Here is a 25,218-nt window from a genome sequence, read left to right as displayed (position 1 = left end):
CCTAAGCCCTCAGCACCCTTCAACCAGAGACACTGACCATGTCCGAAGACAAGGAACTCGAGATTAGACTGCAATTTTTAGACGAGGCCCAAGACTACCTCGACACCCTGGGTAACCGCCTGATCGGTCTGACCCAGACGTTTGAAGCAGATACCATCAATGACGCCCTGCGGGCCGCCCACTCGATTAAAGGCGGGGCCGCCCTGATGGGGTTTCAACTGTTAAGCGATCTGGCCCACCGTCTGGAAGACAGCCTCAAGGTGCTCAAAGTTCAGCGGGGCAAAGTCACCATCGATACTGCCCTGGAACAACTGCTGCTGTCAGCAGTGGACTGCCTGGGTCAGGCCATGGTGGGCCAGCGCCAACAACTTTCCCAAGGGCAGCACCATCAGCCGCCGATGAATGAGGACTGGCTACACCATCAGGCGGAACCGATTTTCCAGCAATTGCGCGATCGCCTCGGCGACCCGGTGGACGAAGACGCCCACTCCATGCTGTCCCCAGAAGACGGGCAGGATATCATTCCCCTACTCTTTCAAAGCGAAGTAGAGGGCTGCCTGGGCCGTCTAGAGGCGGTGCTGGCCGAGCAGTCCCCCTGTGTGCGAGAAGAGGTGGAGATTTTAGCCCAGGAGCTAGGTGGTCTAGGGGAGATGCTGCAGTTAGAGGCCTTTGTCAGCCTCTGTCAGTCGGTGTCCCAACAGATTGCGATCGCCAGCGACGAGGCTTTGATCAGCATCGCAGAAGCGGCTTTGGCCGTGTGGCGACGGACCCAGGCCCTGGTGCTGACCGGCAATCTGGGGGCAATTCCCACCACCCTGTCAGGAGCCGAGACCGTCCCCGAGGCAGACGCCGAAGCTGACATCCATGACTTTGACTTTGCTACAACGTTGGATGACGAAGACACAGGGGAAGTCACTGCCCCCGTGTGGCCCCTGGCAGAACTGGCAACGGTAGACGGGGACCAAGACGTCAACTTTGTCAGCGACGATTTTCTAGGCGACATGGTCCTTAGTGACGGAGCTGATGGGGCCGAGGCTGGCGCTGAGGCTCCTCCCCTATCGCCCTCAGGACCAGGATGGCCAGGGGCTGAAGCCGCTGCCCCTCAGGACGGTGCTGCAGCCCAGGCCTCCTTTACGGCAACATCGTCCCCACCGGCTGACGATGAAGAGGCCGTCAGTGACAGCACCGTGCGGGTGCCGGTTAAACAAATTAACCAGCTCAGCGATCTGTTTGGGGAACTCACCATCGAGCGCAACCGCTTGGAGCTAGAGGTGAGTCGCCTGCGGGGCTTGGTGTCCACCCTGCAAACCCGCATGGGCACCCTGGATTTGGCCAATAATGACCTCAGGTCTGCCTACGATCGCGTCGCCACCCAAGACCAAAGTCAATGGCGGCAGCCGTTCACGGCTCTGGCTAACCCCTTAGCCGATGTCACCCCCACTGCCCAGTTTGATGTGCTAGAGCTGGACCGCTATCGCGATCTGCACCTACCGTTTCGGGAAGTGATTGAAACCATTATTCAGTTGCAAGAGGTGGGGGCCGACATTGACATTTCCCTGGATGGCACCGAGCAGACCACCCGCAACCTGCGCAAAACCTCCCGCCAGCTGCAGAAAAACCTGACCAAGCTGCGCATGCGCCCCCTATCAGATATTTTCGATCGCTTTCCCCGAGCCCTGCGCCAGATGTCATTGCAGTACAACAAACCGGTGCAGCTCAAACTCCAGGGAGAGCGCACCCTGGTGGACCGCAATATTTTAGAAGCGCTGCAAGAACCGCTGATGCACATCATCCGCAACTGCTTTGACCACGGCATCGAGGATGCTGATACGCGGCAGCAGCAGGGCAAACCAGCGGTGGGCACCATCACCATTGCTGCCCGCCAGTATAGCGGTCGCACCCTGATTACCATCCGCGACGACGGTGGCGGCATTGCCGTGGAGAAAATCCGCGATCGCGCCCGCCACATGGGTTTAGACGAAGGGCTCCTGGCCGCCGCCAGCACCCAGGAACTGCTGTCGTTGATTTTTGAGCCAGGGTTTAGTACCGCCAGCGAGGTCACCGATCTATCGGGGCGGGGCATCGGCATGGATGTGGTGCGCAGCAAACTCAAAGAGATTCGCGGCGACATTCAGGTGGATACCCAACCCGGGGAAGGCACGATCTTTACCCTGTCCATTCCCTATACCCTATCGGTCACCCAGGTGCTAATTGCCGAAAGCCGAGGCATGCGCATGGCCTTTCCGGTCGAGGCGATCGAGGAGATCTTCCAGCTGCCCGAAGAAGCGATTATTCTCACCGCTGGCCGAGAGAGCTTCGAATGGAACGGCGAGCTAGTGCAATTGATGCGCCTGTCTAACTGGTTGCACTTTAACTGCCCGGTACCCCTGGAAACCCCCGAAATCACCCCCGCCATTTCCATCCCTACGGTGCTGCTAGTACAGTCGGCTCAGCGCTGGGTCGGCATTCAAATCGAACGCTCCTGGGGCGAACAAGAAGTGGCCCTGCGCCGGGTGCTGGGTAACTTGCCCATGCCCCAGGGCTTTAATAGCTGCACGATCATGGGGGATGGGCAGGTGGTCCCCCTGGTTAGCGTGCCTGAGCTGCTCTACTGGGTGGCCAGTTGTGAAGCCAGTGGCTCCCCTACCCCAGCGACCCCCAATGTACCCACCTACTTACCCAGCAATTTCATCCCCGGCACCGGCCGCCAACCCCACCGCAAACCTACGGTGCTGCTGATTGACGACTCGATCAATGTACGACGGCTGCTGGCCTTAACCCTAGAAAAAGCCGGTTACCAAGTGGCCCAAGCCAAAGACGGTCAAGATGCCCTGGATAAACTCACGGCAGGGCTAGAGGTGGAAGCGGTGATTTGCGATGTGGAAATGCCGCGCCTAGATGGGTACGGCTTTTTGGCCCGACTCAAAGCCGAAACCGCCCATGGGTCATTACCCGTGGCCATGCTCACCTCCCGCAGTAGCCAAAAACACCGACAGATGGCCCTGAGCCTAGGGGCCACCGCCTATTTCACCAAACCCTACAACGAACAAACTCTGCTACAAACCCTAGAAAACATGATTCATCCCGCCTTGGTATCGTAAGGAGCCCGCCATGACCCAGTCCGCCCTGGCTCGCCATCGCCGCTCCCCGGCCCCAGAGCCCACCCTCCGATTGATTGTCTTTCAGCTGCGCCATCAAGGTTTTTGCCTACCGTTGGCCATGGCCCGTCGCGTTATTTTTTCCGCCGCCGATAACCCCACCACCGCCCTGGGTCTAACCCAACTTAACCAGGAAACCATTCCCCTGATTGATATTGCCCACTGGGTATACCACGACACGCCCCTGCTACCGGGAACTGGTCCAGGTCTAGGGGAAGCCGCCGTCGCGCCCAACCCCGATCAAACCATCGTGGTGGTCGATAGTCCTCGGGCCGGTGCCCTGGGGCTATTGGTAGACAGCCTTCCCACCCTACGCCGGGCCAAGGCATCGGCCTTTAGCCCAGTGCCCCCCACCTACCTGGCCATCAACCATATTCGAGGGGTAAATACCCTGGTGAATTTGAGTGCAGAGCCGGCCCCTTTATTGTTATTAAACTTGGAGGCCCTTTTACCCTAGGGCGTTAGCCGAAGCATGGATTCGCCCACTTTACCAGCGAATCCAGCCCGGAATATTTAGAAGATTTACACCTATCTTTACACTTAACGGCAAAAAATAAAAATACAAAAAACCAGGCAAGAATTATTTTAAATCCGGAAACTTTTATGACAAAATGTTACTGAGAAACATATTTTAATAGCTTCCTGGAAAATCCCTTCACTGGTTTTTGCGAGGCAGCCATAGCTAAGAGTTATTTAAAACACAATTAAATTAAATGATCGGACTAGAAAACCATGATTGGAGATTAACATGGTCGAAAAAGCGGTGCGAGATACCGATAGTCCCACCTCAAGCCACCGGGTCCAAAAGCTTGAAATCCTGACTCCATTGAGGGGGCTCAAGTTTTCGGGTCAGCTAACGTGGCGAGATGCCCAAAAGCATCAGTGGGTACTCTTTTTTAATGACGGACATATTATTTATGCCACCGGCGGTGTTCATCCCATGCGGCGATGGTACCGCTACGTTCAGGCCTATGGTTCTGGCTTAGATCTGAGCTATCAAGGGCTACAGCAGGCGGTCCTAGACTGCCCTAGGAATCCATTACCTAATTGCTGGGAACTTTGCCTACTGCTCCAGTGGTTTCACCACCAAAAACTCTCTGCCGATCACTTTCAAGCCATCTGCCAAGACGTCATTGCTGACGTTTTGTTTGATGTGGTTCAGGCCCCAGGTACTCAGTACCAGCTCATCCATGGGGCGGCCATTGATCTGCGATCGCCCCGACCCTGGCTGAGTGACGTCGATTTACGACGCACCATCGCCGATCGCTGGCAAGGCTGGACCAACCATGGTTTAACCGCCTATTCCCCTAACTTAGCCCCGGTGATCCAGCACCCAGAACCGATTCAGGCCGAGGTTTCTCCCCAGGCCTACCAAACCTTAATGCAATTGCTCGATGGGCAGCGAAGCCTGCGGGACCTAGCCGCTAAATTTAGCCAAGAGGTGTTGCCCTTGGTGCAAGCCCTGCTGCCCTACATCAACGCTGACTGGATTACCCTGGTCGACATTGCGGATTATCCATCGTTGCTGGATGGCCAAGCACCCAAAGAGTCAACAACCAAGGACGATCGCCCAGTCCATATTGCCTGTGTAGATGATAGCCCCATGGTATGCAAAGCCATGGGACAGGTGATGCGATCCGCAGGCTATCAGTTTACCCCGATTATGGAAGGCGCAAAAGCCGTCCCTATTCTGCTCAGCCAAAAACCGGACATGATTTTTTTAGATTTGGTGATGCCAGACACCAATGGCTATGAAATTTGCACAAACTTACGAAAAATATCCCGCTTTAAAGATACTCCAATTGTAATTTTAAGTGGTAATGATGGCCTAGTTGATCAGGTGCGAGCTCGTTTGCTAGGGGCCACTGATTTCCTCAGCAAGCCGATGGAACCCATTGTGATTCTATCGATAATTCGCAAGCATCTTGGTCAGAGGGTGAGTTCCTAGTTCCTATTTAAATCTCACTCATTTCTAGGGGAAGACATCTGATTTTACAGCCTCTTCCCCCTGTTCCTATTTATGTATTTAAGGTGTATTTCATGAGTAAAGTGCTTGTTGTAGAAGACAGTTTAACTGACAAGGAAATACTAACCCTGTGTTTACGCAGCAGCGGTATTACGGTGCTGACAGCCAAAACCGCAGGAGAAGCCTTTGAGCAAATTAAGCAACATCACTTTGACGTCATTATTTTAGATGTGGTGCTACCCGATCGCAGCGGGTTTGAAATCTGTCGCGAGTTAAAAGACGACGAGTCGACTAAACAGGTGCCCGTGATTATTTGCTCCACCAAAGGCACAGAAATGGATAAGTTCTGGGGCATGAAGCAGGGGGCCGATGCCTATCTGCCTAAGCCCATTGACCAAGAGGAACTGATGAAAACTGTTCAACAACTGGTCAATGCCAACCCCTAAGCCAATGGGGCCAGGGCAGGGGGGTAACCCATCCCCCTGCACCAGCAGTAGAGCCGCAGTAGAGCCATGGAGCCTGAGATTGAGATGCAAACGGACACCACCCCTGCCCTAGAGGCAGCCCCCATCGCCATTCCAGAGGAGCAGTTTCTACGGATCTACCTCGGGGATGTACCCCTGCTACTGCCTATGACCAACCTGGTGGAAATCATGAAGCTGCCCATTGGCCAGGTGGTGCCCATGTTTCAAATGCCCCCTTGGGTTATCGGTATCCACAACTGCCGAGGAGACATGCTCTGGGTGGCGGATCTGGGACATTTCCTGGGGCAACCCCCCTGGTACGAACGGAACAATCTGGCCACCCAGCACAGTGTAGTGGTGGTGCAAACAACCCTGGCGGCTGAAACCCCTTCCCCCCTGGGGCTCGTGGTAACGGCGGTGGACGGGATGGTGACCTATCCCCTCGAGGCTCTACACCCTGTAGACGCTCCCGAGGCGATCGCCCCAGCCCTAGTCCCCTATATCCAGCATTTGTGTAGGCCAGGGCCAGGGGCAGCCCTGCCAGTTCTCGATGCCATGGCCCTGCTCTCGGCCTTGGCCCGCTCCGATGATTAATTGACCTACATTGACGCTCTAAGGTTTTTTGTTATGGTTCAAACCTCTCCTGCCTCCTCTACCTCCCCGGCTACGGACGTCGTTCCCTCCCAGCGGTCTAGGGTGATGGTACCGGCTACCGTACTAGGCAAAACCATGCAGCGCTTTGAAGGGTGGAGTCTGCGCCAGCGGCTGCTGGTCACGGTGCTGCCCCTGGCCCTAGGGCCGCTTTTGATTGAGGGTTTAGTTAGTTACAGTTTGACCCAGCGCAAAACCCGAATTGACTACACCACAGAGATGAGAGGGCAGGCCCTACTGGCCAGTGAGAACATCAGCAATAACGTAGACAGCACTGTCACCTTTGCCCAAGGGTTTGCCAGAAACCCGTTGGTTCTCGAAAAAGTGCAGCGCGATCGCCAGCTTGCCGAATCCGAAGGTTTACCCCAGCTGCCCGCTGAAACCCTAGAAACCCAGTTTATTGGGCCAAAGCAGCTGGCCCCCGACCCCACCTTCAACGACTACCTAGCTCAAGTAGCTGAAAACCGTAACTATGCTGAAATTATTGTCACCGAAGCCAACGGTCTCAATGTGGGCTACAGCCGCCTGCCAAGCCAGTTTGTGCAAACCAACACCGCCTGGTGGCAACAGGCCAGAAGCCAAGACTCGTGGTTTAGCCCACCGGGCTACGATGCCTCGACGTTTAAGGTGGGCCTAACCTTTAGCCAAGCGATTCGTGACCCCAGAACCCAACAATTTTTTGGGGTAGTCAAGTTCTTTATTCCAACCCCCCAGTTTAACCAGCTAGGCCAGTACCTAGCTAACGCCGGTCTATCCGGCACCCAGCAGGTGCAGCTGCTTGATACCAACTCCCGGTACGTGCTGACGGCCTTTGATCAAACCGGACAGACCGTTGCCCTCACCCCCCGGTCCCTCGACCTGGTGGGGGGTGATGTGGTGGGGGACCTGGCCGCCCAGGTGAATGATCTCATCCAGGGGGAGGACCTGCCCAACCCAGAAGCGGTCCAGCAACAGCTGCGGTCGGCGTTTCCGGTGCGGAATCTAGAGGTGAGGCGGATTTTAAGCCAAGAGTCAGAACTCGAGTCAGACGTGTTGGCCATGACCTTCACCTACGGCGGCAAGCGCTACGGTCTCTCCACCATCCCGACCCTCAACTGGGTAGCCATTGCTTCTATGGACCTGGCGGAAATTCGCGCCGCTGATCGCAATGACCTGGTGACCTTAGGCTTGCTCGGGTTAGCCCTGGGGGGAGTAGCGGTCGCCCTAACCGGGGTGGTGTCTCGGCAGCTGTCTTTACCGATGAACGAGCTGGCCGGTAAAGCCCAGGCCATGGCCGAAGGCAACCTAGATGTACAGGCTGACCCCATCGGCTCCCTGGAAGCCCAAACCCTGGCCCAAACCTTTAATACCCTGGTGGCCCGGGTCCGCAGCTTTTTGCGGGAGCAAACCCTGACCGCCCGCCAAGCCACCCTCGCCTCTGAAATCACCGGCGCTCAAGCGGTTACCTCCGCCGATCTGATTCCCATTTATGAGCGACTGGTCACCGAGGGCCGCGACATTTTGGAGTCCGATCGCCTGGTGGTCTACGAATTTGGCCCCAGTTGGGAGGGATCCATCGTCGCCGAAGCCGTGGGGGACAGCTTGTCCAGCGCCTTTGCCCAAGGGCTGAGCGATCCCTGCATTCCCATGACCACCCTGGACAAATACATGAACGATGGTGTGCTGCTGGAAAACAGCGTGGCCACCGCCACCTTTAACCCAGAACACCAGCAACTGCTCGATGACCTCCAGGTCAAGTCAATTTTGGGGGTACCCCTTGCCAGCCAGGGGCAGCTCTATGGCTTATTAATTACCCACCACTGCCACCAAGAACATCGCTGGCAAGCCTCCGAGGTCTCATTTCTAACGGGCCTGGGTCGGCAAATGGGTCTGGTAATTGAGCGGGTAAAACTGATTGAAAAAACCCAAAACCTGGCGGAAGAACAGCGATCGCTGAAAGAAGGTCTACAGCGCAACGCCCTCCAGCTGCTCCTCGACGTTGACCCCGTCAGCCAAGGGGACCTGACAGTCCGCGCCCAGGTAACCGAGGACGAAATTGGCACGGTGGCTGACTCCTACAACGCCACCATCGCTAACCTGCGGAAGATTGTGCTCCAGGTGCAGGATGCCTCGCGGCAGGTGGCCGACACCACCGGCGACAACCAGACGGCGGTCAAGACCCTGGCCCAGTCAGCTACCCAACAGGCCAATCAAATTTTGGCGGCCCTAGACCGGGTACAAGAGATGTCCACCTCGGTGCGCCTGGTGGCCACCAACGCCGAAAAAGCCGAAGCCGCCGTGCGCCAGGCCGAAGCCACCGTGGTTCAGGGGGATGACGCCATGAACCGCACCGTAGACGGCATCATGGCGATTCGAGAGACGGTGGCCGATACCGCCAAAAAGGTGAAACGTCTGGGTGAATCGTCCCAGAAAATTTCCAACGTGGTGAACCTGATTAGTGGGTTTGCCGCCCAAACTAACATGCTGGCCCTGAATGCCTCCATTGAGGCCTCCCGGGCCGGGGAAGGGGGCAAAGGCTTTGCGGTGGTGGCTGAAGAAGTGCGAGAGCTGGCCCGCCAGTCAGCGGAAGCTACCACGGAAATTGAGAAGCTGGTGGCTAGCATTCAGGCCGAAACCAACGCGGTGGTCACGGCGATGGAATCGGGTACCGAGCAGGTGGTCACCGGTACCCAACTGGTGGATGAAACCCGCCAAAGCCTGAACCAAATTACTAGTGTTAGCCGTCAAATTAGTGAACTGGTCGCGGCTATCTCCAACGCCACCGTGGTCCAGTCCCAGGCTTCGGAGATCGTTACCGCCACCATGAATGACGTTGCCAGCACCGCCACCGAGAACTCAACGGCGGCCAACCAGGTGTCGGATTCCTTCGCCCAGCTGCGGGCGGTGGCCCAGGCGCTGCAAGCGGAAGTGGGCCGATTCAAGGTCAGCTAGAGAAAGAGGGAGCTTTGGGTTCTAAGTTTTGAATGTTGAGTTCTCTCGCTAATGCACCCATTCAAAACTCAACATTCAACCTTCATCTCCCTCACTCCCCACCTCCCCTTACCTCAAACGCATCCCTCGCCTCTATTTTCCCTATCACCATGGCAACTAACTCAGACATTCGCGATCAGGCCTATCAGTTCTTTCTCGAGGAAGCCCCAGAGCTGTTGCAAACCATTGAGACCGGCCTCCTGGTGCTGGGGCAACGGCGAGATACGGCGGAAGTTCATCAAATTATGCGGGCGGCCCATTCGTTAAAGGGGGGGGCGGCGAGCGTTGGCCTTGACCCCATCAAGGTCATAGCCCACCGCCTAGAAACCTTGTTTAAGGCCCTGTACAGTGATCAGCTCATCATTGACAGTGACTTAGAAAGTCAATTGCTCAAGGCCTTTGACTGTTTACGCTTCCCCTTAACCCAGCAGCTAACGGAGGGCCGCTTTGATGGTGATCAAGCCCTGGCCCAGGCGGAGCCAGTACTCCAGGCCCTGGAAGCCCAGCTGGCCAATGCCATTGCGGCAACCGAGAACTTCATTCCCAGCTCTTCGGAGCTGGGGGTGGACATGGCCACCTCCATCTTTGACATTGATGTGCAGCAGGGATTAACTCATCTGGAGCAGGTGCTAACCTCCCCCAGCCAGTATTCCGTGGCTGGGGAACTGCGGGCTCAGGCGGAGATTTTTCTGGGTTTTGCCGAATTGCTGGATCTAGATGGGTTTGCCCAAATTGCCCAAACCGCCCTGCAAGCCCTGGAGGTTAACCCAAACCAGGCCCTGGACATCACCCGGCTGGCCCTGGAGGACTTTCGCCAGGGGCGAGAGGCGGTGCTAACCCAGGGCTCGACCAGCGGGGGGAGCCCCTCGGCAGGGTTGCAGGCCCTGGCCCTGGCAGCGGAGACGGTGGAAGTTGAGGACGATGGGGACACTGAACTGACGGCGACCTGGGGAGAGCCGGTTGAGCTGCCTGAGGAAGGGGGCGATCGCGGGGATCAACCCTCTATTACCGAGGTGTTGGAGTCCGGTTGGCAAGCGGATTTACCCTCGGAAGCAGACGCCCTCCGGTGGTTGACCCAGGCCACCCCAGCGGAGGCGATCACAGCGGATGAACCTATCCCTGACCCGGCCAGGGAGGACACCGGCGATGGACAGATTCCCGAGGGCGATCGCGCCCCCACCCTAGGGACAGACCCCATGCCCTCCCTAGATACCTTCTTTGCTGGCCTCAGCCCCACCCAGGAGGACTGGCTAGAGGCTGGGGCCGACTGGCCCACCCAGTCCCAAAATGTCCCAGAGAGCGAGGACGGCGTCCCAGAGATTATCCCTGAGCCAGCCCCAGAAACCGTCCCCTCCGTAGACATCTCCCTAGCCGCTGCCGCCGTTCCCCTGCCCACGGGCCTAACGGTGCGGGTAGACACCCAGCGCCTCGCCCGCCTCGATAACCAGCTGGGTGAACTCACCATCAACCGCAATGGTCTGGCCCTACAAGCGAGCCAAATTCGCCTGGGGCTGAAGGAACTAACCAGCCGATTTGAGCGGGTGCGGACCACGGTAGAACAGTTGCAAGCCGTTTCTGACCAAATTTTGATTGCCCCAGAGCGCCAGCGCCAACCGGTGGCCATCGGTAGCCTGCCTACCCCCACCGAGCCCACGGCGGGGTTTGACTCCCTGGAAATGGATACCTACACGGCCCTCTACCGCTATACCCAAACCCTGATTGAGGACATGGTGCAGTTGGAGGAAGCGGCGGCAGACATTGCCCTGTTTAACCGCCAGTCCGATCTGCTGCTAGGGCAGCACCGTAAAATGCTATCCCAGGTCCAAGATGACCTGATGTATGCCCGCATGGTGCCCCTGGGACAGGTGCTAAACCGGCTGCCCCGGGTATTGCGCGACCTGTCAAACACCTACGGCAAACCCGCCGATCTCACCCTAGAAGGCACCGACCTGCTGGTGGACAAGGCCGTCCTCGAAAAACTGTACGACCCCCTGCTACACTTGTTGCGCAACGGCTTTGACCATGGCCTAGAACCCGCCGAAGAACGCACCCAGCAGGGTAAACCAGCGGTGGGGCAAATCACCATTCGAGCCTATTACCGGGGTCGCCAGGTGGTGATCGAGGTGAGCGATGATGGTCGGGGCCTCGACATGCAGCGGGTGCGCCAGCGACTCATCGCCCTGGAGTGGCTTTCCCCCACCGAGGCCGAGGCCGCCAGCCCAAAGGCCCTGTCCCACTACCTGTTTCAACCGGGGTTTTCCACCGCCGACCAGGTGAGTGATCTATCGGGCCGGGGGGTAGGCCTCGACGTGGTGCAAGCGCAACTACGCCAGCTCAAGGGTACCGTCACCGTCCAGTCGGTACCTGGCCAAGGCACTCGGTTTACCCTGGCCCTGCCCATGACCCTGAGCATTGTTAACCTGCTGATTTGCTTTGTGGGTTCCACCCCCATCGCCTTCCGCAGCGACAGCATCAATGAAATTTTGGTGCCCCGGGCCGAGCAACTCGAGACCCAGCTTGGGCAAGAGCACCTGCGCTGGCAAGGGCAATCGGTCCCCCTGTACCGCCTAAGTGATCTGTTGGCCTATCGCTGTCTGCTGCCCGAACGGCCCCTCAGTCAGGTGCTGGCCGCGGTGCCTTCCCCCTCTGACTGGGAAGCCCCGGCGTTGATCCTAGAGCGCAATGGTCAGGTGTTTGCCATCCAAGTAGATCGCCTGGTAACGGAACAAGAGTCGGTGATTAAACCCTTTGGCACGGCCCTAACGCCGCCCTCCTATGCCTACGGTTGCACCATTTTAGGGGATGGTAGTCTGGTGCCGGTGATCGATGGCTATGCCTTTTTAGATTATTTGCTGAGTCAAGCGGCGGATACCTCCCTGGGGGCCACCCTGGGGGATGCCGTGGCGGCCACCACTCCTCCCCCCAGTCGCCCCACCCTATACCAGACCACCACTCTGCTGGTGGTGGACGACGCCGTTACTTCCCGTCGCACCCTAGCCCTTTCCCTAGAGCGGGCCGGTTATCGGGTGCTGCAAGCCCACGATGGCCAAGAGGCTTTGGAACAACTGGCCCAAAACCCGGCGGTGCGGCTGGTGGTCTGCGATATCGAGATGCCGAACATGAATGGTTTTGAGTTTTTGACGGCCCGACGGCAGGACCCAGCCCTGGCCCACATTCCCACCCTGATGCTGACCTCCCGCAGCAACGACAAGCACCGCTGGCTGGCCATGCAGCTAGGAGCCACGGATTACTTCAGCAAGCCCTACCTGGAACAGGAGTTTTTAGCCGCGATCGCAACCCACCTGCAAGCCGCAACTCCCAGTTAGGGAGGAAAGCGACATACCTCACTGGCCTTCTGCCTTTTGTGAGTTAAACCACCAGGGGCTCCGCCGAATCTACGGCCACCCGCTGCTGAATGCTGGCCTGCTCCAGGCCATGGCCGATAAACACCAGGCGAGTGCGGCGGGGTTCATCGGAGCGCCAGGGGCGATCGTAAAACTTGTCGAACCGTTGCCCCACCCCCTGTAGCACCAGCCGCATGGCCTTATGGGGCACGGCTACGAAGCCTTTAATCCGATAGATGTCCTCGTCCTGCACGAGGGCTTGCAGGCGCTGTACAAGGGTCTCGGGGTCGAAGGATTGCTCTAGCTCGATGCAGACAGAGTTAATGTCGTCATCGTGGTCGTGGTCCTCCTCGTGATCGTGGTGGCTGGGACGGCGGTCGAGATCGTCTTCGACGGCGGCGTTAAAGCCCAGGAGGATGTTGGGATCTAGATTGCCGTGGTGACAGGGCACCACTTTGATGCCCGCCGGGGCCTGTTGCTGTAGCCACCGTTGAACGCGATCGCAGCTTTCCTCGGTGATTACATCGGTCTTGGTCAGCAGCACCAGGTCGGCACAGGCCAGCTGATCCTCAAACAGCTCTTCGATGGGGGTTTCATGGTCCAGACTATCATCCGCCTGACGCTGGGCCTCCAGGGCCTCTAGATCGCCCACCACCTGTCCCCGGGCCAGGGCATCGCCATCCACCACCGTTAACACCCCGTCTACCGTGGCGCCCGTGCGGATTTCGGGCCAGCGGAAGGCCTGCACCAGGGGCTTTGGCAGGGCCAGACCCGAGGTTTCAATCACAATGCAGTCAATTTGGTCCCGCCGCTTCAGTAGTTCTTTCATGGTGGGCAAGAATTCTTCCTGCACCGTGCAGCAGAGGCAGCCGTTGGCCAGTTCTAGGATGTTAGGGGTGGCACCACCGGTGGGGTCATCGTCGTCGCAGACCTGGCAAGCTTTGAGGATGTCGCCATCGATGCCTACTTCGCCAAATTCGTTCACCAGTACGGCAATGCGTCGCCCCTGGTTATTTTGCAGCAGGTGGCGCACCAGCGTAGTTTTGCCAGAGCCCAAAAAGCCGGTGACAACGGTGACAGGAATCTTGTGCATGATGTAGGTCCTAAGATTGAGTCGAAGAAATAGCAGCAAGCAGGGGCAGCGTAAATGCTGTCGCCCGATGAATCGTGGAGGCTCTTTACTGGTAAGGGCCTGGGCAATCGTGAAAACTTGGTTGGATTGAAGAAATGAGCCCCGCGCTGTCGCAGTGCAGCGTGGTCTCGAAAAACCTTTAGACGGCAATCAGGTCATCACTGCCGTCTTTAGCGTCACCGGAGCTTTGATGGGACGCTCCTGAAATAACACGCCTTGAACCAGGGGGAAGGTAACACAGTCATCATCCGTACCTCGCAGATGTTGAAGAACATGGACAGTTATCGGCGGGCGTTCTGACTTGCAAAATTTTAGATTTGCGATTTTGAATTTTGGAGAGATATCCAGCCAAAATCTACAATCCGAAATCTAAAATCGGCTTACAGCTGCGGGACAGCGGCAGATTCTCACTGCACTTTCCCCGTTACCTCCAGGAGCTGAGTCCCCCCTGGAACCGACAATGCTCCACATCCTATCACTTCCTGCAAGGTGGGCCAGACGGATAGTTATTTTCTTGGATTACTATTAAGCCATTCTCTATGGGGTGAGCGAGTTAGACTGCTGTCGACAGCGTTGGACAAACCCTTGGGGAAAGGCGGGATTGCCGCCAAAGTGCAGGTGAACATAGCTGGCCAGGACATTGTAAACCTGATAGCCTTCCCAGCTCTGATGGCCGCCCCACCCCTGCAATCGATAGGTGAACTGGAAGGGCTGGCTGGGGCCATCCGCTGCATCCCTGGCCTCGGGGGCGAGAGCCAAGGGCTGGCCGATGGCGTCGACAATATCTGAATAATGAAAGCAATGGCCGCGAATGGTGCCCTGGTGAGGAAAATAGCTGTGTTCCCCCGTCACGTCCACCTGGCGATAGCCCAGCTTGACCCGCTTCCCCATCTGGGTCCAAAAGGGGAGGATACCCACAAAGGCATGGGTGGTCTGCTCCGCGTCCAGCAAGCCCTGGGAAAGATACATCAAGCCCCCACATTCCGCATAGACCGGACGCCCCGACCGGCAAAACGCCGCGATCGCCTGGCACATGTCCTGATTCCCAGCCAATTGCTCAGCATAGAGTTCGGGATAACCGCCCCCCAGGTAGAGCCCATCCAGGTGTTCTGGCAGGGCATCTTTTAGGGGAGAAAAGGGGACCAGTTCGGCCCCCGCTTGTTCTAGCAAGGCCAGATTAACGGCGTAGTAGAAGCAAAAGGCCTGATCCTGGGCCAACCCAATCCGCACGGGGGATGGGGGCAGCGGTACCACTGATTGTTGGTAGCCAGTCGGCGGCATGGAGGTTAGCGGTGCTGTCCCGGCGGCAACCTGGACCGACTGGGCGGATTGAGCAATGGCTATCAGGGCATCGAGATCAAGGTGAGTGGCCATTAACTGGGCCAGGGACTCGATGTAGTCCGTCCTGGCCAAATTGTCTTCGCTGGCCCGCCACAGGCCTAAATGGCGCTCGGGAATGCTGACCTGTTCGGCACGAGGCAGCCCTCCCAGGATAGGCATCGGTCCGGTGGCGGCCACCGCCGTTTGAATCCGGTCGAAATGGGAGGCACTGCCAATCTGGTTGCAGATCACCCCGGCTACGTTCAGGGCGGGATCAAACCCAGCATATCCGGCAATCAGGGCGGCAGCGCTGCGCCCCAGAGAACGGGCGTTGATCACCAGAATAACGGGTGCCCCCAGCCCCTTGGCCATCTCGGCGGTACTGCCCGCCTCCGAATCAGCGCCGTAACCGTCAAACAGGCCCATCACCCCTTCGACGATCGCCAGATCCGCCCCGTGACAGGCCCGTTCAAACAGCTCCCGATTTTGGGTGGGGCTCAGCATCCAGCCATCCAGGTTGTGCGATATCCGGCCAGTGGCCCGTTGATGGTGGCCCGGGTCGATGAAGTCTGGACCCACCTTAAAGGGCTGCACCTGCATTCCCTGGTTAGAAAAGGCCCGCATCAGGCCGATGGCGACAGAGGTTTTGCCCACACCGCTATGGGTACCTCCAATGACCAAAGTGGGAATTGGCATACTGTACAGATGATTCCAAGCAGCGAGGGAGTGGACTGCCGCCGATAGTACCCCACGGAATGAGCACAAACAAATCCATGGGCAAATCCATGGGCAAATCCATGGGTCATTGTCTGCAGGCTGGGAGCTCTAATTTTTCCTCAGCTGCTATAAATGCTAACGTAGCCAATGTCCTCCATACCCTCTGTAACACCCAGGGGCAAGGATGCTTCCATGAGCCAATCTCCTCCTCTCCTGCTGTTGGGCCACGGCACCCGTGATGCTAGTGGGCGTCAGGCCTTTCTCGATTTTGCCCACGAGTTTCAACGCTATGATGCCAGCCGTCCTGTGGTGCCCTGTTTTCTGGAACTCACGGACCCCCTGGTACAGGCCGGGATCGATCGCTGTGTGGAGATGGGCTATCAGGACCTGACGGTATTGCCGGTGCTGCTGTTTGCCGCCCGCCATAGCAAGTTTGATGTGACCAACGAGCTGGATCGAGCCGTGCAGCGCCATCCCCATTTGACCCTGCACTATGGCCGTCATTTCGGGGTTTCCCTGCGATGGCTAGATCTCTGGAACCAACGGCTGACCCAGGCCGATCACCAGAGTCCAGTGCCGCGAGACAAAACCGTGCTGCTGTTTGTGGGCCGGGGAGCTTCTGACCCAGATGCCAATGGGGATGTCTACAAACTCGCCCGTATGGTGTGGGAAGGCAGCGGCTATCAAGATTTAGACGTATGCTTCACGGGCATTACCCATCCGCGTCTGGAGCGGGGATTCGAGCGGGCCAGGGCCTGGCAACCCGATCGCATTATTGTGATTCCCCATTTGCTGTTTGATGGGGTCCTGGCTAAGCGAATTCAGACGGTGGTTCAGCAGCAACAGGCGGACCATCCCCAGGTGGAGGTCCAGACGCTACCGGTGATCGGGGCAGATCCGATTTTGTTTGAGCTGATTCGCGATCGCGAACGGGAAGCGCAGTCAGACCAGTTGGCCATGACCTGCTACACCTGTAAGTTTCGTCAGGCGATCGCCGCCCAGGGCCACGGTCACCACCACCATGATCACAGCCATGATCACCACGGCCATGACCACGACCACCCCGAAGGGCAAGCGCTCTACCATGGCATTCCCGACCTCTATCCTAAAAGCGAAGACTACCACCAGCGCGCCTGGCAAGTTCCCTAGGGGCCGGGCAGCCCCCGTTAACTCACGACCCGTTGCGATGCAGCTTAATGCAATCCCACCCTCCCCACTTACTCCATGTGATCGGCCTGGGCCTGGATGGCCTGTCTGGGATTAGTGCTCAGGCTCAGGCCTGTCTCGACCAGGCTGACGTGATTGGGGGTAGCGCCACTCACCTACAGGCGGTGGCGACCCATCCGGCCCGCAAGCTAACCCTGGGCAGCAACATTGCGGCATGGCTTGACCAGGTGGCAGACATCCTCAACACTCAGTCTATGGTCGTGCTGACCAGTGGTGATCCGCTGTTTTTTGGCCTGGGACGCCTGCTAACCGAACGCTTCGATCGCCAGGGCCTGCGGTTTTATCCCCAGGTGAGTTCGGTGCAGCTGGCCTTTAATCGTCTGGGTATTCCCTGGCAGTCGGCCACCGTCGTCAGTGTGCATGGTCGCCACCCTGACCAGCTAGAGCAAGCCTTAAAGCAGGGGCGATCGCCCCTGGCGGTGCTGACAGACTTAGTCCATACCCCGGGGGAGGTGGCGCGGCTGATTCAGGATCTGCGTCCCCCCGTGCAGTACCGCCTGTGGGTTTGCAGTCAGCTGGGATCTGACCAGGAGCAGATCCAGGCGGTCTCCGTGGCACAAGCCGTGGACTTGGCGTTTCCGGCTCCCAATGTGGTCATTCTGGAGGCAGAGCCATCGGCCCCGGTTTTCCCCCAGCCCCTATTCGGCATTGCCGAGGCCGACTTTCACACCTTCCCCGATCAGCCGGGGTTAATTACCAAACAGGAAGTGCGGGCCTTGTCCTTCTGCCTACTGCGCCTGATGCCAGGGATCACGGTCTGGGATGTGGGGGCTGGCACCGGGGCCATGGCCATCGAACTGAGTCGTTTAGTGCCCGATGCCCACATCTATGCCGTCGAAAAGACGGGGGCGGGGGTGACGTTGATTCAGAAAAACTGTCATCGGTTTAGCAGTTCCAGGGTTTATCCCATTGCGGGCAAGGCACCAGACGCCCTGGACTCCTTACCTGACCCCGATCGCATCATTCTGGGCGGGGGCGGCCAAGCTATCCCGGCCATTCTGGCCACCTGCTGTCACCGGCTGCGACCGGGGGGCACCTTAGTGGCCCACTTTGCCACCCTAGAAACCTGTATGCTGGCCAAGCAACAGTTGCAGGCCCAGGGCTGGGGCGTCAATCTATTACAGGTCAATTTGTCCCGGTCTGCCACCCTGGCAACCACTCAAACCACCCGATTTGTCCCTTTAAATCCCGTCATGCTATTGCAAGCTTCCCGATCCCCCATTGATACCGACCTTCAGGGGGACATCCATGGTGCCCAATAACGCCGGTGCAGGGATGCCGGGTAGCCTTGACCGGGCAGAGCTATCCTCCCCATGGGGTCGACTTTGGGGCATCGGCGTGGGTCCGGGCGATGGGGAGTGGCTGACCCTGAAGGGATTGAAGGTTTTGCAGACGGTAGAGGTGGTGGCCTGTCCTCAAAACCGTCAGGGGGAAGCCGGTATGGCCTATGGTATCGTTCGTCCCTATTTGCGATCGGAGCAAGTTGTCGTTCCCCTGCACCTACCGTTTGTCCGTGACCCAGCCCAACTCCACCAGGCCCAGACCGCCGCCGGCCAAACCCTGGTGACCTATCTAGAGCAGGGCCAGGATGTCGCCTTTATCACCGAGGGCGATGCCAGTTTCTACAGCACCTTTAGCTATGTGGCCCAGGCCGTCCATCGCCTGGCTCCCTCGGTGGATATCACCCCAGTGCCGGGGGTCTGCTCTCCCCTGGCCGCCGTAGCTGCCCTCAACATGCCCCTGGCCCTGGCCGCTGAGAAAATTGCCGTTCTACCGGCTCTGTACGATGTGGCTGAACTAACCCAGGCCCTGGCCTGGGCGGAGGTGGTGGTAGTGATGAAAGTGGCCTCGGTCTTTGCCCAGGTCTGGCAACAACTGGCGGCAGCGGAGTTGCTGGAGCAGTCGAGCCTAGTGGAATGGGTGGGATCGGCCCAGGAGAAGCTCTATCCCAGCCTGGTCCCCCTGGAAAACCACACCCCTCCCTATTTTTCCATCCTGATTGTGCGTCGCCATGACTATCGCTTCTAGGCCTTCCCGACCCGTTGATTCGCAGGTTGTGTTAATTGCCCCCACGCCAGCGGGTTATCACCTGGGGCTACAGCTCTGGGAGGACCTGCAATTTCAGGTGTGCTGGACGCGGGAGAGTACGCTGCCCCTGGTTGCCCCCCCCGGCGATCGCGCCGTGAAAGCCTACTGCGGTTCCCTGGCGGTGGTGGTGGCTGAATGCTGGGCCGACGCCACCCAACTGGTCTTTATTCTGCCGGTGGGGGCGGTGGTGCGGTTGATTGCGCCGCTGCTGCATCACAAGGGGCACGATCCGGGCGTCGTGGCCATTGACGAAACCGGACGATTTGTGGTCAGCGTCAGCGGCGGCCATCAAAGGGGAGCCGATGCCCTCACCCGGCGATGTGCCGCCCTCTTGGGAGCTGAGCCAGTGATTACATCGGCGTCAGAGGGGCAGCAGCTCCCCGCCCTGGATCTCCTGGGTCTCCCCTACGGCTGGCAGCGGGGCCAGGGGGATTGGACGGCGGTGGCGGCAGCCCTGGCGCGACGGCAGCCGATCGCGGTGCATCAAACCTGCGGTACCGCCCTGTGGCGGCAAATGTTACCGGCGGATCATCCCTTTTGCTTTGACCCAGGGGGGTTGACCCAGGGAACGCCTCGGCCCCAGATGTGGATCTCCGATCGGGTTGCCCCCGGGGGTAGCCAGGACGATCCGGAGGGCCAGCCCCCCCAGGTCTGCTGGCACCCCCGCACCCTGTGGCTGGGTTTGGGCTGTGAGCGGGGCACGGCAGCGGCGTTGATTGAGGCCAGCCTGCGCCAGGTCTTACAGGATCAGGGTTTGGCCTGGGCGGCGGTGGCAGGGATAGCCTCCATTGACCTGAAACAGGATGAAGCCGCGTTTCAAACCCTGGCCACCCAGTTCCAGTGGCCGCTGCGGTTTTTTAGTGCGGCCCAGCTGGCTCAACCGGCGGTGCCCAACCCATCGCTGGTGGTGGCAGCAGCCGTGGGTACCCCGTCTGTGGCCGAGGCGGCGGCCTTGCTGGCGGCCCAAAGCCAGGAACTGGTGGTGACCAAACAGGTGTTTAAGGGGCAACAGGGGGCCTGCACGATCGCCGTAGCTCGGGCCGTTCAGGAATACACCCCCCGACCGGGGCACCTCTACCTAATTGGTTCCGGCCCGGGCGCTTTGACCCAGCTCACGGCCGCAGCCCGGGCTGCCGTACTGGACTGCGATGTTGTCATCGGCTACGGCTTGTATTTAGACCTCTTGCGGCCCCTCTTTCATCCGAATCAGCTGATTGAAACCAGTCCCATCACCCAGGAGGTGCAACGGGCCGAGCGGGCCGTTACCCTGGCCCAGCAGGGCTTAACCGTCGGCATGGTGTCTTCCGGGGACTGTGGCATCTATGGCATGGCCGGGCTAGTGCTGGAATGTCTGGCCCAGGGGGGCTGGGATGGGGCAACTCCTGGGGTTGAGGTGATGCCGGGCATTACAGCCCTGCAGGCGGTGGCGGCACGGGTGGGGGCACCGTTGATGCATGACTTTTGTACCATCTCGCTGTCCGATTTGCTCACCCCTTGGTCGGTGATTGAGCAGCGGTTGACGGCAGCGGCTCAAGCAGATTTCGTGGTGGCCTTGTATAACCCGCGATCGCGCACCCGCACCCAGGGAATTGATATTGCCTTAGAGATCATGCGTCGCTGGCGGTCCCCCCAAACCCCGGTGGCGATCGCCCGTTCCCTCTACCGACCAGGAGAATCGGTACAATGCGTCACCCTGGAGACCATCGATGTGACCACCATCGACATGCTGACCGTGGTTTTAATCGGCAATGCCAGTACGTTTTTGCACCAGGGACGGATGATTACCCCCCGAGGGTACTCGATCAACGGGCTACCTCAGCCATAGCCAATCCCTGGAGTTGGTATAGAAGCCGCAGTCATCCACCGCCGCCCGCCCAGCCCAAACCTTTGTGTGGAGAGGTTTCCTTGCCGCTGGACAATTGCCGATTTGCCAGCTAAAATCACAACAACAGCTCCGGCTTTCGCTAGGGTCTGCCGAACCTGGAAAACCGCATTATTTCGTTGACCCCCGCGAATCGCTTGCCCCGCGAGGTTTTTAGCTGTTTTCCACAGGGCTTTATTGACAGTAATTCGCAATAATTTCGACCTCCGGTAGACCCCCACGGAAATAGCTATCTAGAGTCCTTGTTCCGTAAAGGTTCTAGAGGGCGGGGGTTCAATTCCTCTTACCCCGCAAGGGGACGGAAACTGCAGTATTCGCATTTATATACCCCAGATCCTGAGCGTTCAATTCCTCTTACCCCGCAAGGGGACGGAAACATGAAACACTAGTTGGCCCCATTTCCATAATCATCAGTTCAATTCCTCTTACCCCGCAAGGGGACGGAAACACCACCAGCTTGAGAGCTTGCCCCGAGACCGAGAGGTTCAATTCCTCTTACCCCGCAAGGGGACGGAAACATTAGCACCCCAAGTTTAGGTTGCCAGGCTAAGAGTTCAATTCCTCTTACCCCGCAAGGGGACGGAAACCTACATCGGTAGGTTGTGGAAAAAATACCGTGTTCGGAATTGTTCAATTCCTCTTACCCCGCAAGGGGACGGAAACCTAACGTTTCCCTTGTTAGGGTTTGTGTTTGAGATGTTCAATTCCTCTTACCCCTCAAGGGGACGGAAACCCTTTAACAGTTCATTTAAACCACAGTTCAGTAGGTAATGTTCAATTCCTCTTACCCCGCAAGGGGACGGAAACCGTAAGCAAGGATGTAGGGCTGTGCCCGCGCGAAGCAGGCAGAAGGATGAAGGATGAACGGTTGGCCTGAGAAATGCTCAGGCTACTGCCTTTGTTTAACCCTGCTTTTGACCCCAGATTGCGCTACGTTTCTGCCTTCTGCCTTCCTCCTTCTGCCTTTCCCCAATCCCTCTTACCCCGCAAGGGGACGGAAACGACGGGGAAAAAAGAAGAGAGAAGAACGAAAATAGAAAACCTTCTGCAAACTTCGAGCCTGTCGGCGAAACCTTTTCGTTCTGCTGCGCACGTGCTACGCCCTACGTTCTTCCTTTTTATCTCTTTCTCTGCTGGGGGACGGCAACAATGGGAAAGAACGAAAATAGAAAAACGTAGGGCTATGCCCTTCCCGAAGGGTAAATAGAAAATTCGCTGCCTACTTTTATTACGTTGGCATAGCCTTTTCGTTCTTCGTTCTTCCTTTTTCTCTCTTTCCCTCCCCTGGAATCTGAACCGGCGTTCAAGTGCTCCGAACGTAGGGTGGGCTCGGCCCACCAGCCCCAGTAGGGTGGGCATTGCCCACCAGCCCCAGGAAACGCCGTCACCGGGTTTCTTACTGCTCTATCGAACGGCACCGCCGTTAGTTAACCGCTGGGATCTGAACCGGCATTCTAGACGATGGTTTCTTGGCGAATTCGTTTCATGGCCGTTACCTAGGCCAAGGCATCGGCATCAGGGCTGGGGCTTTCTGGTGTTTCACAGAAACCTCCGCGAGAAGCCCCGCATCTTCAGGGCGGGGAGGGATAGCGGGCCAGATGAGCGGGTTTCTCCTGCGGAGACGCTTCGCGAACGATGCCCGCGAAGCTGGCTGTATAGGGTCTTGAGGGTCATTTACATTCACCTGTGAACATAGTAAATTTGTTCTCATGGAACAGGTTTTGACGATAGTTTGCAAGCTGAATGCAGCGCCTGAGCAAGTGGCTAAATTGGATGCCACCGCCCAGGCGTTTGCCGATGCCTGTAACTACGCCAATCAGGTTGTCAAGACTGGCATTACCAGCAAGGCAACGATTCAGGCCGAAGTCTATGGAGACTTGCGGGCGCGATTTGGGCTGAATGCCAATTTGGCAGTCAGAGCCTGCGCTCGGGTTGGAATGAATCGGAAAGCGGCCAAAACCAAAAAGAGGCCGGTCAAAGAGTTCCAGGCGTCGAGTATCGACTACGACGCTCGGATCTTTTCGTTCCGGGAATCGGACTGGACGGTGTCGCTCTCCACCCTTGAGGGTAGGGAGCGGATTTCGATACAGGCCGCCAACTACCAACGAGGGAAGTTGGCGGGCCAGTCGCCAACCAGTGCTCAGCTTTGCAAGCACAAAGATGGGTTGTACTACCTCCATATCCAGGTCAAGAAAACTCCGCCTGACCCCAAGCCCTACAAGCGATTTGTAGGGGTGGATGTGGGTCGCCGCAAGATTGCGGTGACCAGCGATGGTCAGGAGTGGAGTGGAAAGGGGATCTCGGATATCCGAGACAGATATGCCAAGCAGAGAGCCGTTCTCCAGCGAAAGGCTGCAAAAGGCACACGAAGCACTCGGCGGCGTTGCCGCCAGCTTCTGAAACGGCTGTCGGGCCGAGAACGACGCTTTCAAGCTTGGTGGAACCATACGGTCAGCTATCGCATCGTGAAGCGTGCTGTCGAAACCAGTGCCGTCATTGTCCTGGAGGACTTGACGGGGATTCGAGAGCGTACCAACCAACAGCCGCGCAACAAAACCGAGCGCCGTCGCTCGAATAGTTGGGCCAACTACCAACTGCGGGGCTTCATCGAGTACAAGTCTGTGCGCGATGGAGCATATTGCATGGTGGTTAGGCCGCACTACAGCAGTCAGACCCACCACGCCTGCCTCCATATTGGGGATAGGCGCGGTGAACGGTTTTTCTGCCCAAATTGTCAGGTTGTTGAGGATGCTGACCATAATGCGTCAAAAGTGATTTCGTTGATTGGGGCTGCCGTAGCACAGCCTCGTGGTCCGTGGCTATCTTGCGAGATAGTTGCAGGGCTCCAGAAAGCCCCGACCCTTTAGGGCGGGGATTGTTACCCCCAGATGGAGTGTTGCCCCATGCGATATGCTGCGAAATGGTTGGGCCTGCTGATGCTGACGACATCTGAGTGATGGATATTGAGCAAATTCAGGCGAAGGTGAAGGTCGATGAGTATGTCTATACCTCCCATGCCGATGTGGAACGCAAGGCAGATGATCTAACCTTGAGACAGGTGGAGGTGGCGTTGCTCAATGGTCAAATCCTTGAGCACTATGCGGATACGGGGCGAGGAGAAAGTTGTCTAATCCTGGGGTATGCCGATCAAGTGCCCATTCACGTTGTGTGCGGGTGGCGTGGGGAGCAGGTTGCGATTATTACGGTATACATTCCAGGGCCACCGAAGTTTATTGACCCAACAACGAGAGCCTAAACCCGATGAGCGAGAAACAGTGCACCACCTGCGGCAGTAGCGCCTACGAAACGCGGCAGATTACCTATCTATATAGCCACCAGGGCAAGTATTTGATTGTGCCCAATACTCCGGTGGAGGTGTGCCAGCACTGTGGGACGGTCTATTATAGTGCTGCGGTGCTGAAGCGAATCGAGCAGCAGTTTTGTGACATCCACAGCGATGCGATGGCCCCGGATGACTACCTCCAGGTGCCGATGAAGGCGTTTGGATAATGGATAAAGGGTGGCTAAGGCATACTCCATCCGACATTCCGCCCTTTCAACTGGCACATTAGATATTTAGGCGGAGTGCAGTTTAGCTGTTGACCAATTGATAAATTAACCAGGAATCCAAACGTGATATGCCGTGATTACAATTTGGCCATCGGGGCTGTAGACGGCTTCAATGCGCCTGTAGGAGGTGTGATTTCACCAGACTTTTAAGCGGTTCCCTTTGGCTGGGGCCGATCCCGACAGTTGATAGTCTGCTTTTCCCACTAATGTTTCAAAGTCTTCCTTTGGCAAAGTCTTTGATGTGATTTGCGGAATGCCGTCAAGCTTGTGCTTGTCAAGGGTCATAACTGCCCTGATAGCTGCTGTAGATGCGATAGTCGGGTAGCACTAGGGCTATACCCACGGGGCTGTGGATAGTACCTGGGTAGGTCTCTTCGGCGGTGCTGCCACCTAGGCGAAGCTTAAGGGGCCCAAGCCACAGATACAGCCCAGGAATCAGGCAGTCGAGGCTGTAGGCGATCGCCTGTAACCTTCGATCTACCGGCTGTTGCTGGTTTGACGGGTGATTAGTCTTTGTGGGTGCCATAGGCCGTCTTGCATGGAAGCTATAAGCTCATTTTACCAACGGCCTCGGCATACTCTCTCCCAGGAAGAAGGCGAAAGATTGCATAAAGGTGAATAAGTGGCCTGGGGTGAGAGCTATATAGTGATGTCACCTCTAGATGGAGCACTGCCCCCATGCGTTACGCGGCGAAGTGGTTGGGTTGGGTTGCACTGATGGCTGCACTG

Annotated in this window: 17 protein-coding genes, 1 CRISPR repeat array and 1 riboswitch; of the genes, 14 read left to right on the top strand and 3 right to left on the bottom strand. The window is 57.6% G+C overall.

Annotation, left to right across the window (positions count from 1 at the left end; all coding sequences use genetic code 11):
- The first annotated feature begins 38 nt into the window (after window positions 1-38).
- The 7 genes from E1H13_RS15695 to E1H13_RS15665 all read left to right on the top strand — a co-directional run bounded on the left by E1H13_RS15695 (window position 39) and on the right by E1H13_RS15665 (window position 12,535).
- Window positions 39-3,101 (top strand): response regulator, encoded by a 3,063-nt coding sequence (locus tag E1H13_RS15695; RefSeq protein ID WP_169614358.1) that lies wholly within the window; start codon window positions 39-41, stop codon window positions 3,099-3,101.
- A gap of 10 nt (window positions 3,102-3,111) precedes the next feature.
- On the top strand, window positions 3,112-3,615 hold the full coding sequence (locus E1H13_RS15690; protein WP_169614357.1) for a chemotaxis protein CheW: 504 nt from the start codon (window positions 3,112-3,114) through the stop codon (window positions 3,613-3,615).
- Between the two features lie 291 nt (window positions 3,616-3,906).
- Window positions 3,907-5,106 carry a response regulator gene (locus E1H13_RS15685; protein ID WP_169614356.1) on the top strand — a complete coding sequence of 400 codons (1,200 nt, stop codon included), beginning with the start codon at window positions 3,907-3,909 and terminating at the stop codon, window positions 5,104-5,106.
- A gap of 92 nt (window positions 5,107-5,198) precedes the next feature.
- Window positions 5,199-5,570 carry a response regulator gene (locus E1H13_RS15680; protein ID WP_169614355.1) on the top strand — a complete coding sequence of 124 codons (372 nt, stop codon included), beginning with the start codon at window positions 5,199-5,201 and terminating at the stop codon, window positions 5,568-5,570.
- A 66-nt stretch (window positions 5,571-5,636) separates the two neighbouring features.
- Window positions 5,637-6,182 (top strand): chemotaxis protein CheW, encoded by a 546-nt coding sequence (locus E1H13_RS15675; RefSeq protein WP_169614354.1) that lies wholly within the window; start codon window positions 5,637-5,639, stop codon window positions 6,180-6,182.
- A gap of 33 nt (window positions 6,183-6,215) precedes the next feature.
- Window positions 6,216-9,170, top strand: a complete 2,955-nt coding sequence (locus tag E1H13_RS15670; RefSeq protein WP_169614353.1) for a methyl-accepting chemotaxis protein — start codon at window positions 6,216-6,218, stop codon at window positions 9,168-9,170.
- A gap of 149 nt (window positions 9,171-9,319) precedes the next feature.
- Window positions 9,320-12,535, top strand: a complete 3,216-nt coding sequence (locus tag E1H13_RS15665) for a hybrid sensor histidine kinase/response regulator (RefSeq protein ID WP_169614352.1) — start codon at window positions 9,320-9,322, stop codon at window positions 12,533-12,535.
- A 43-nt stretch (window positions 12,536-12,578) separates the two neighbouring features.
- Here the strand turns inward: E1H13_RS15665 and cobW are convergent, their stop codons facing one another.
- Together cobW and E1H13_RS15655 are read right to left on the bottom strand one after the other, a co-directional pair.
- Window positions 12,579-13,646: a cobalamin biosynthesis protein CobW gene (gene cobW, locus E1H13_RS15660; RefSeq protein WP_169614351.1), complete on the bottom strand. Its 1,068-nt coding sequence runs from the start codon at window positions 13,644-13,646 to the stop codon at window positions 12,579-12,581.
- A gap of 307 nt (window positions 13,647-13,953) precedes the next feature.
- Window positions 13,954-14,159, bottom strand: a riboswitch (cobalamin riboswitch).
- 63 nt (window positions 14,160-14,222) lie between these two features.
- Window positions 14,223-15,701, bottom strand: a complete 1,479-nt coding sequence (locus E1H13_RS15655) for a cobyrinate a,c-diamide synthase (RefSeq protein ID WP_169614350.1) — start codon at window positions 15,699-15,701, stop codon at window positions 14,223-14,225.
- A gap of 213 nt (window positions 15,702-15,914) precedes the next feature.
- Between E1H13_RS15655 and E1H13_RS15650 the strand changes: the two genes are divergently transcribed.
- The 7 genes from E1H13_RS15650 (at window position 15,915) to E1H13_RS15620 (ending at window position 24,429) form a co-directional block, all read left to right on the top strand.
- A complete protein-coding gene (locus E1H13_RS15650) occupies window positions 15,915-16,871 on the top strand; it encodes a sirohydrochlorin chelatase (RefSeq protein WP_169614349.1) in 957 nt (318 codons plus the stop codon).
- A 47-nt stretch (window positions 16,872-16,918) separates the two neighbouring features.
- Window positions 16,919-18,211, top strand: a complete 1,293-nt coding sequence (cbiE, locus tag E1H13_RS15645; protein WP_169614348.1) for a precorrin-6y C5,15-methyltransferase (decarboxylating) subunit CbiE — start codon at window positions 16,919-16,921, stop codon at window positions 18,209-18,211.
- A complete protein-coding gene (locus E1H13_RS15640) occupies window positions 18,198-18,977 on the top strand; it encodes a precorrin-2 C(20)-methyltransferase (protein ID WP_240966661.1) in 780 nt (259 codons plus the stop codon). The genes cbiE and E1H13_RS15640 overlap by 14 nt, the downstream gene beginning before the upstream one ends.
- On the top strand, window positions 18,961-20,862 hold the full coding sequence (cobJ, locus tag E1H13_RS15635) for a precorrin-3B C(17)-methyltransferase (protein WP_169614347.1): 1,902 nt from the start codon (window positions 18,961-18,963) through the stop codon (window positions 20,860-20,862). Before E1H13_RS15640 ends, cobJ begins: the two co-directional genes overlap by 17 nt.
- A 328-nt stretch (window positions 20,863-21,190) precedes the next feature.
- Window positions 21,191-21,726: a CRISPR direct-repeat array (repeat unit 35 nt; unit sequence GTTCAATTCCTCTTACCCCGCAAGGGGACGGAAAC).
- Window positions 21,727-22,640: 914 nt separating this feature from the next.
- On the top strand, window positions 22,641-23,786 hold the full coding sequence (locus E1H13_RS15630; protein ID WP_240966660.1) for a transposase: 1,146 nt from the start codon (window positions 22,641-22,643) through the stop codon (window positions 23,784-23,786).
- An 89-nt stretch (window positions 23,787-23,875) separates the two neighbouring features.
- Window positions 23,876-24,175, top strand: coding sequence for a DUF4258 domain-containing protein (locus E1H13_RS15625; protein ID WP_169614345.1), 300 nt, complete (start codon window positions 23,876-23,878; stop codon window positions 24,173-24,175).
- 5 nt (window positions 24,176-24,180) lie between these two features.
- Window positions 24,181-24,429 (top strand): type II toxin-antitoxin system MqsA family antitoxin, encoded by a 249-nt coding sequence (locus tag E1H13_RS15620; protein WP_169614344.1) that lies wholly within the window; start codon window positions 24,181-24,183, stop codon window positions 24,427-24,429.
- Between the two features lie 334 nt (window positions 24,430-24,763).
- On the opposite strand, the gene E1H13_RS15610 is transcribed toward E1H13_RS15620, so the two are convergent.
- Window positions 24,764-25,015 carry a hypothetical protein gene (locus E1H13_RS15610; RefSeq protein WP_169614343.1) on the bottom strand — a complete coding sequence of 84 codons (252 nt, stop codon included), beginning with the start codon at window positions 25,013-25,015 and terminating at the stop codon, window positions 24,764-24,766.
- Between the last annotated feature and the right edge of the window lie 203 nt (window positions 25,016-25,218).

Source organism: Nodosilinea sp. P-1105, from assembly GCF_012911975.1.
Classification (GTDB): Bacteria; Cyanobacteriota; Cyanobacteriia; order Phormidesmidales; family Phormidesmidaceae; genus Nodosilinea.
This window is presented reverse-complemented; position numbering and strand designations above follow the sequence as displayed.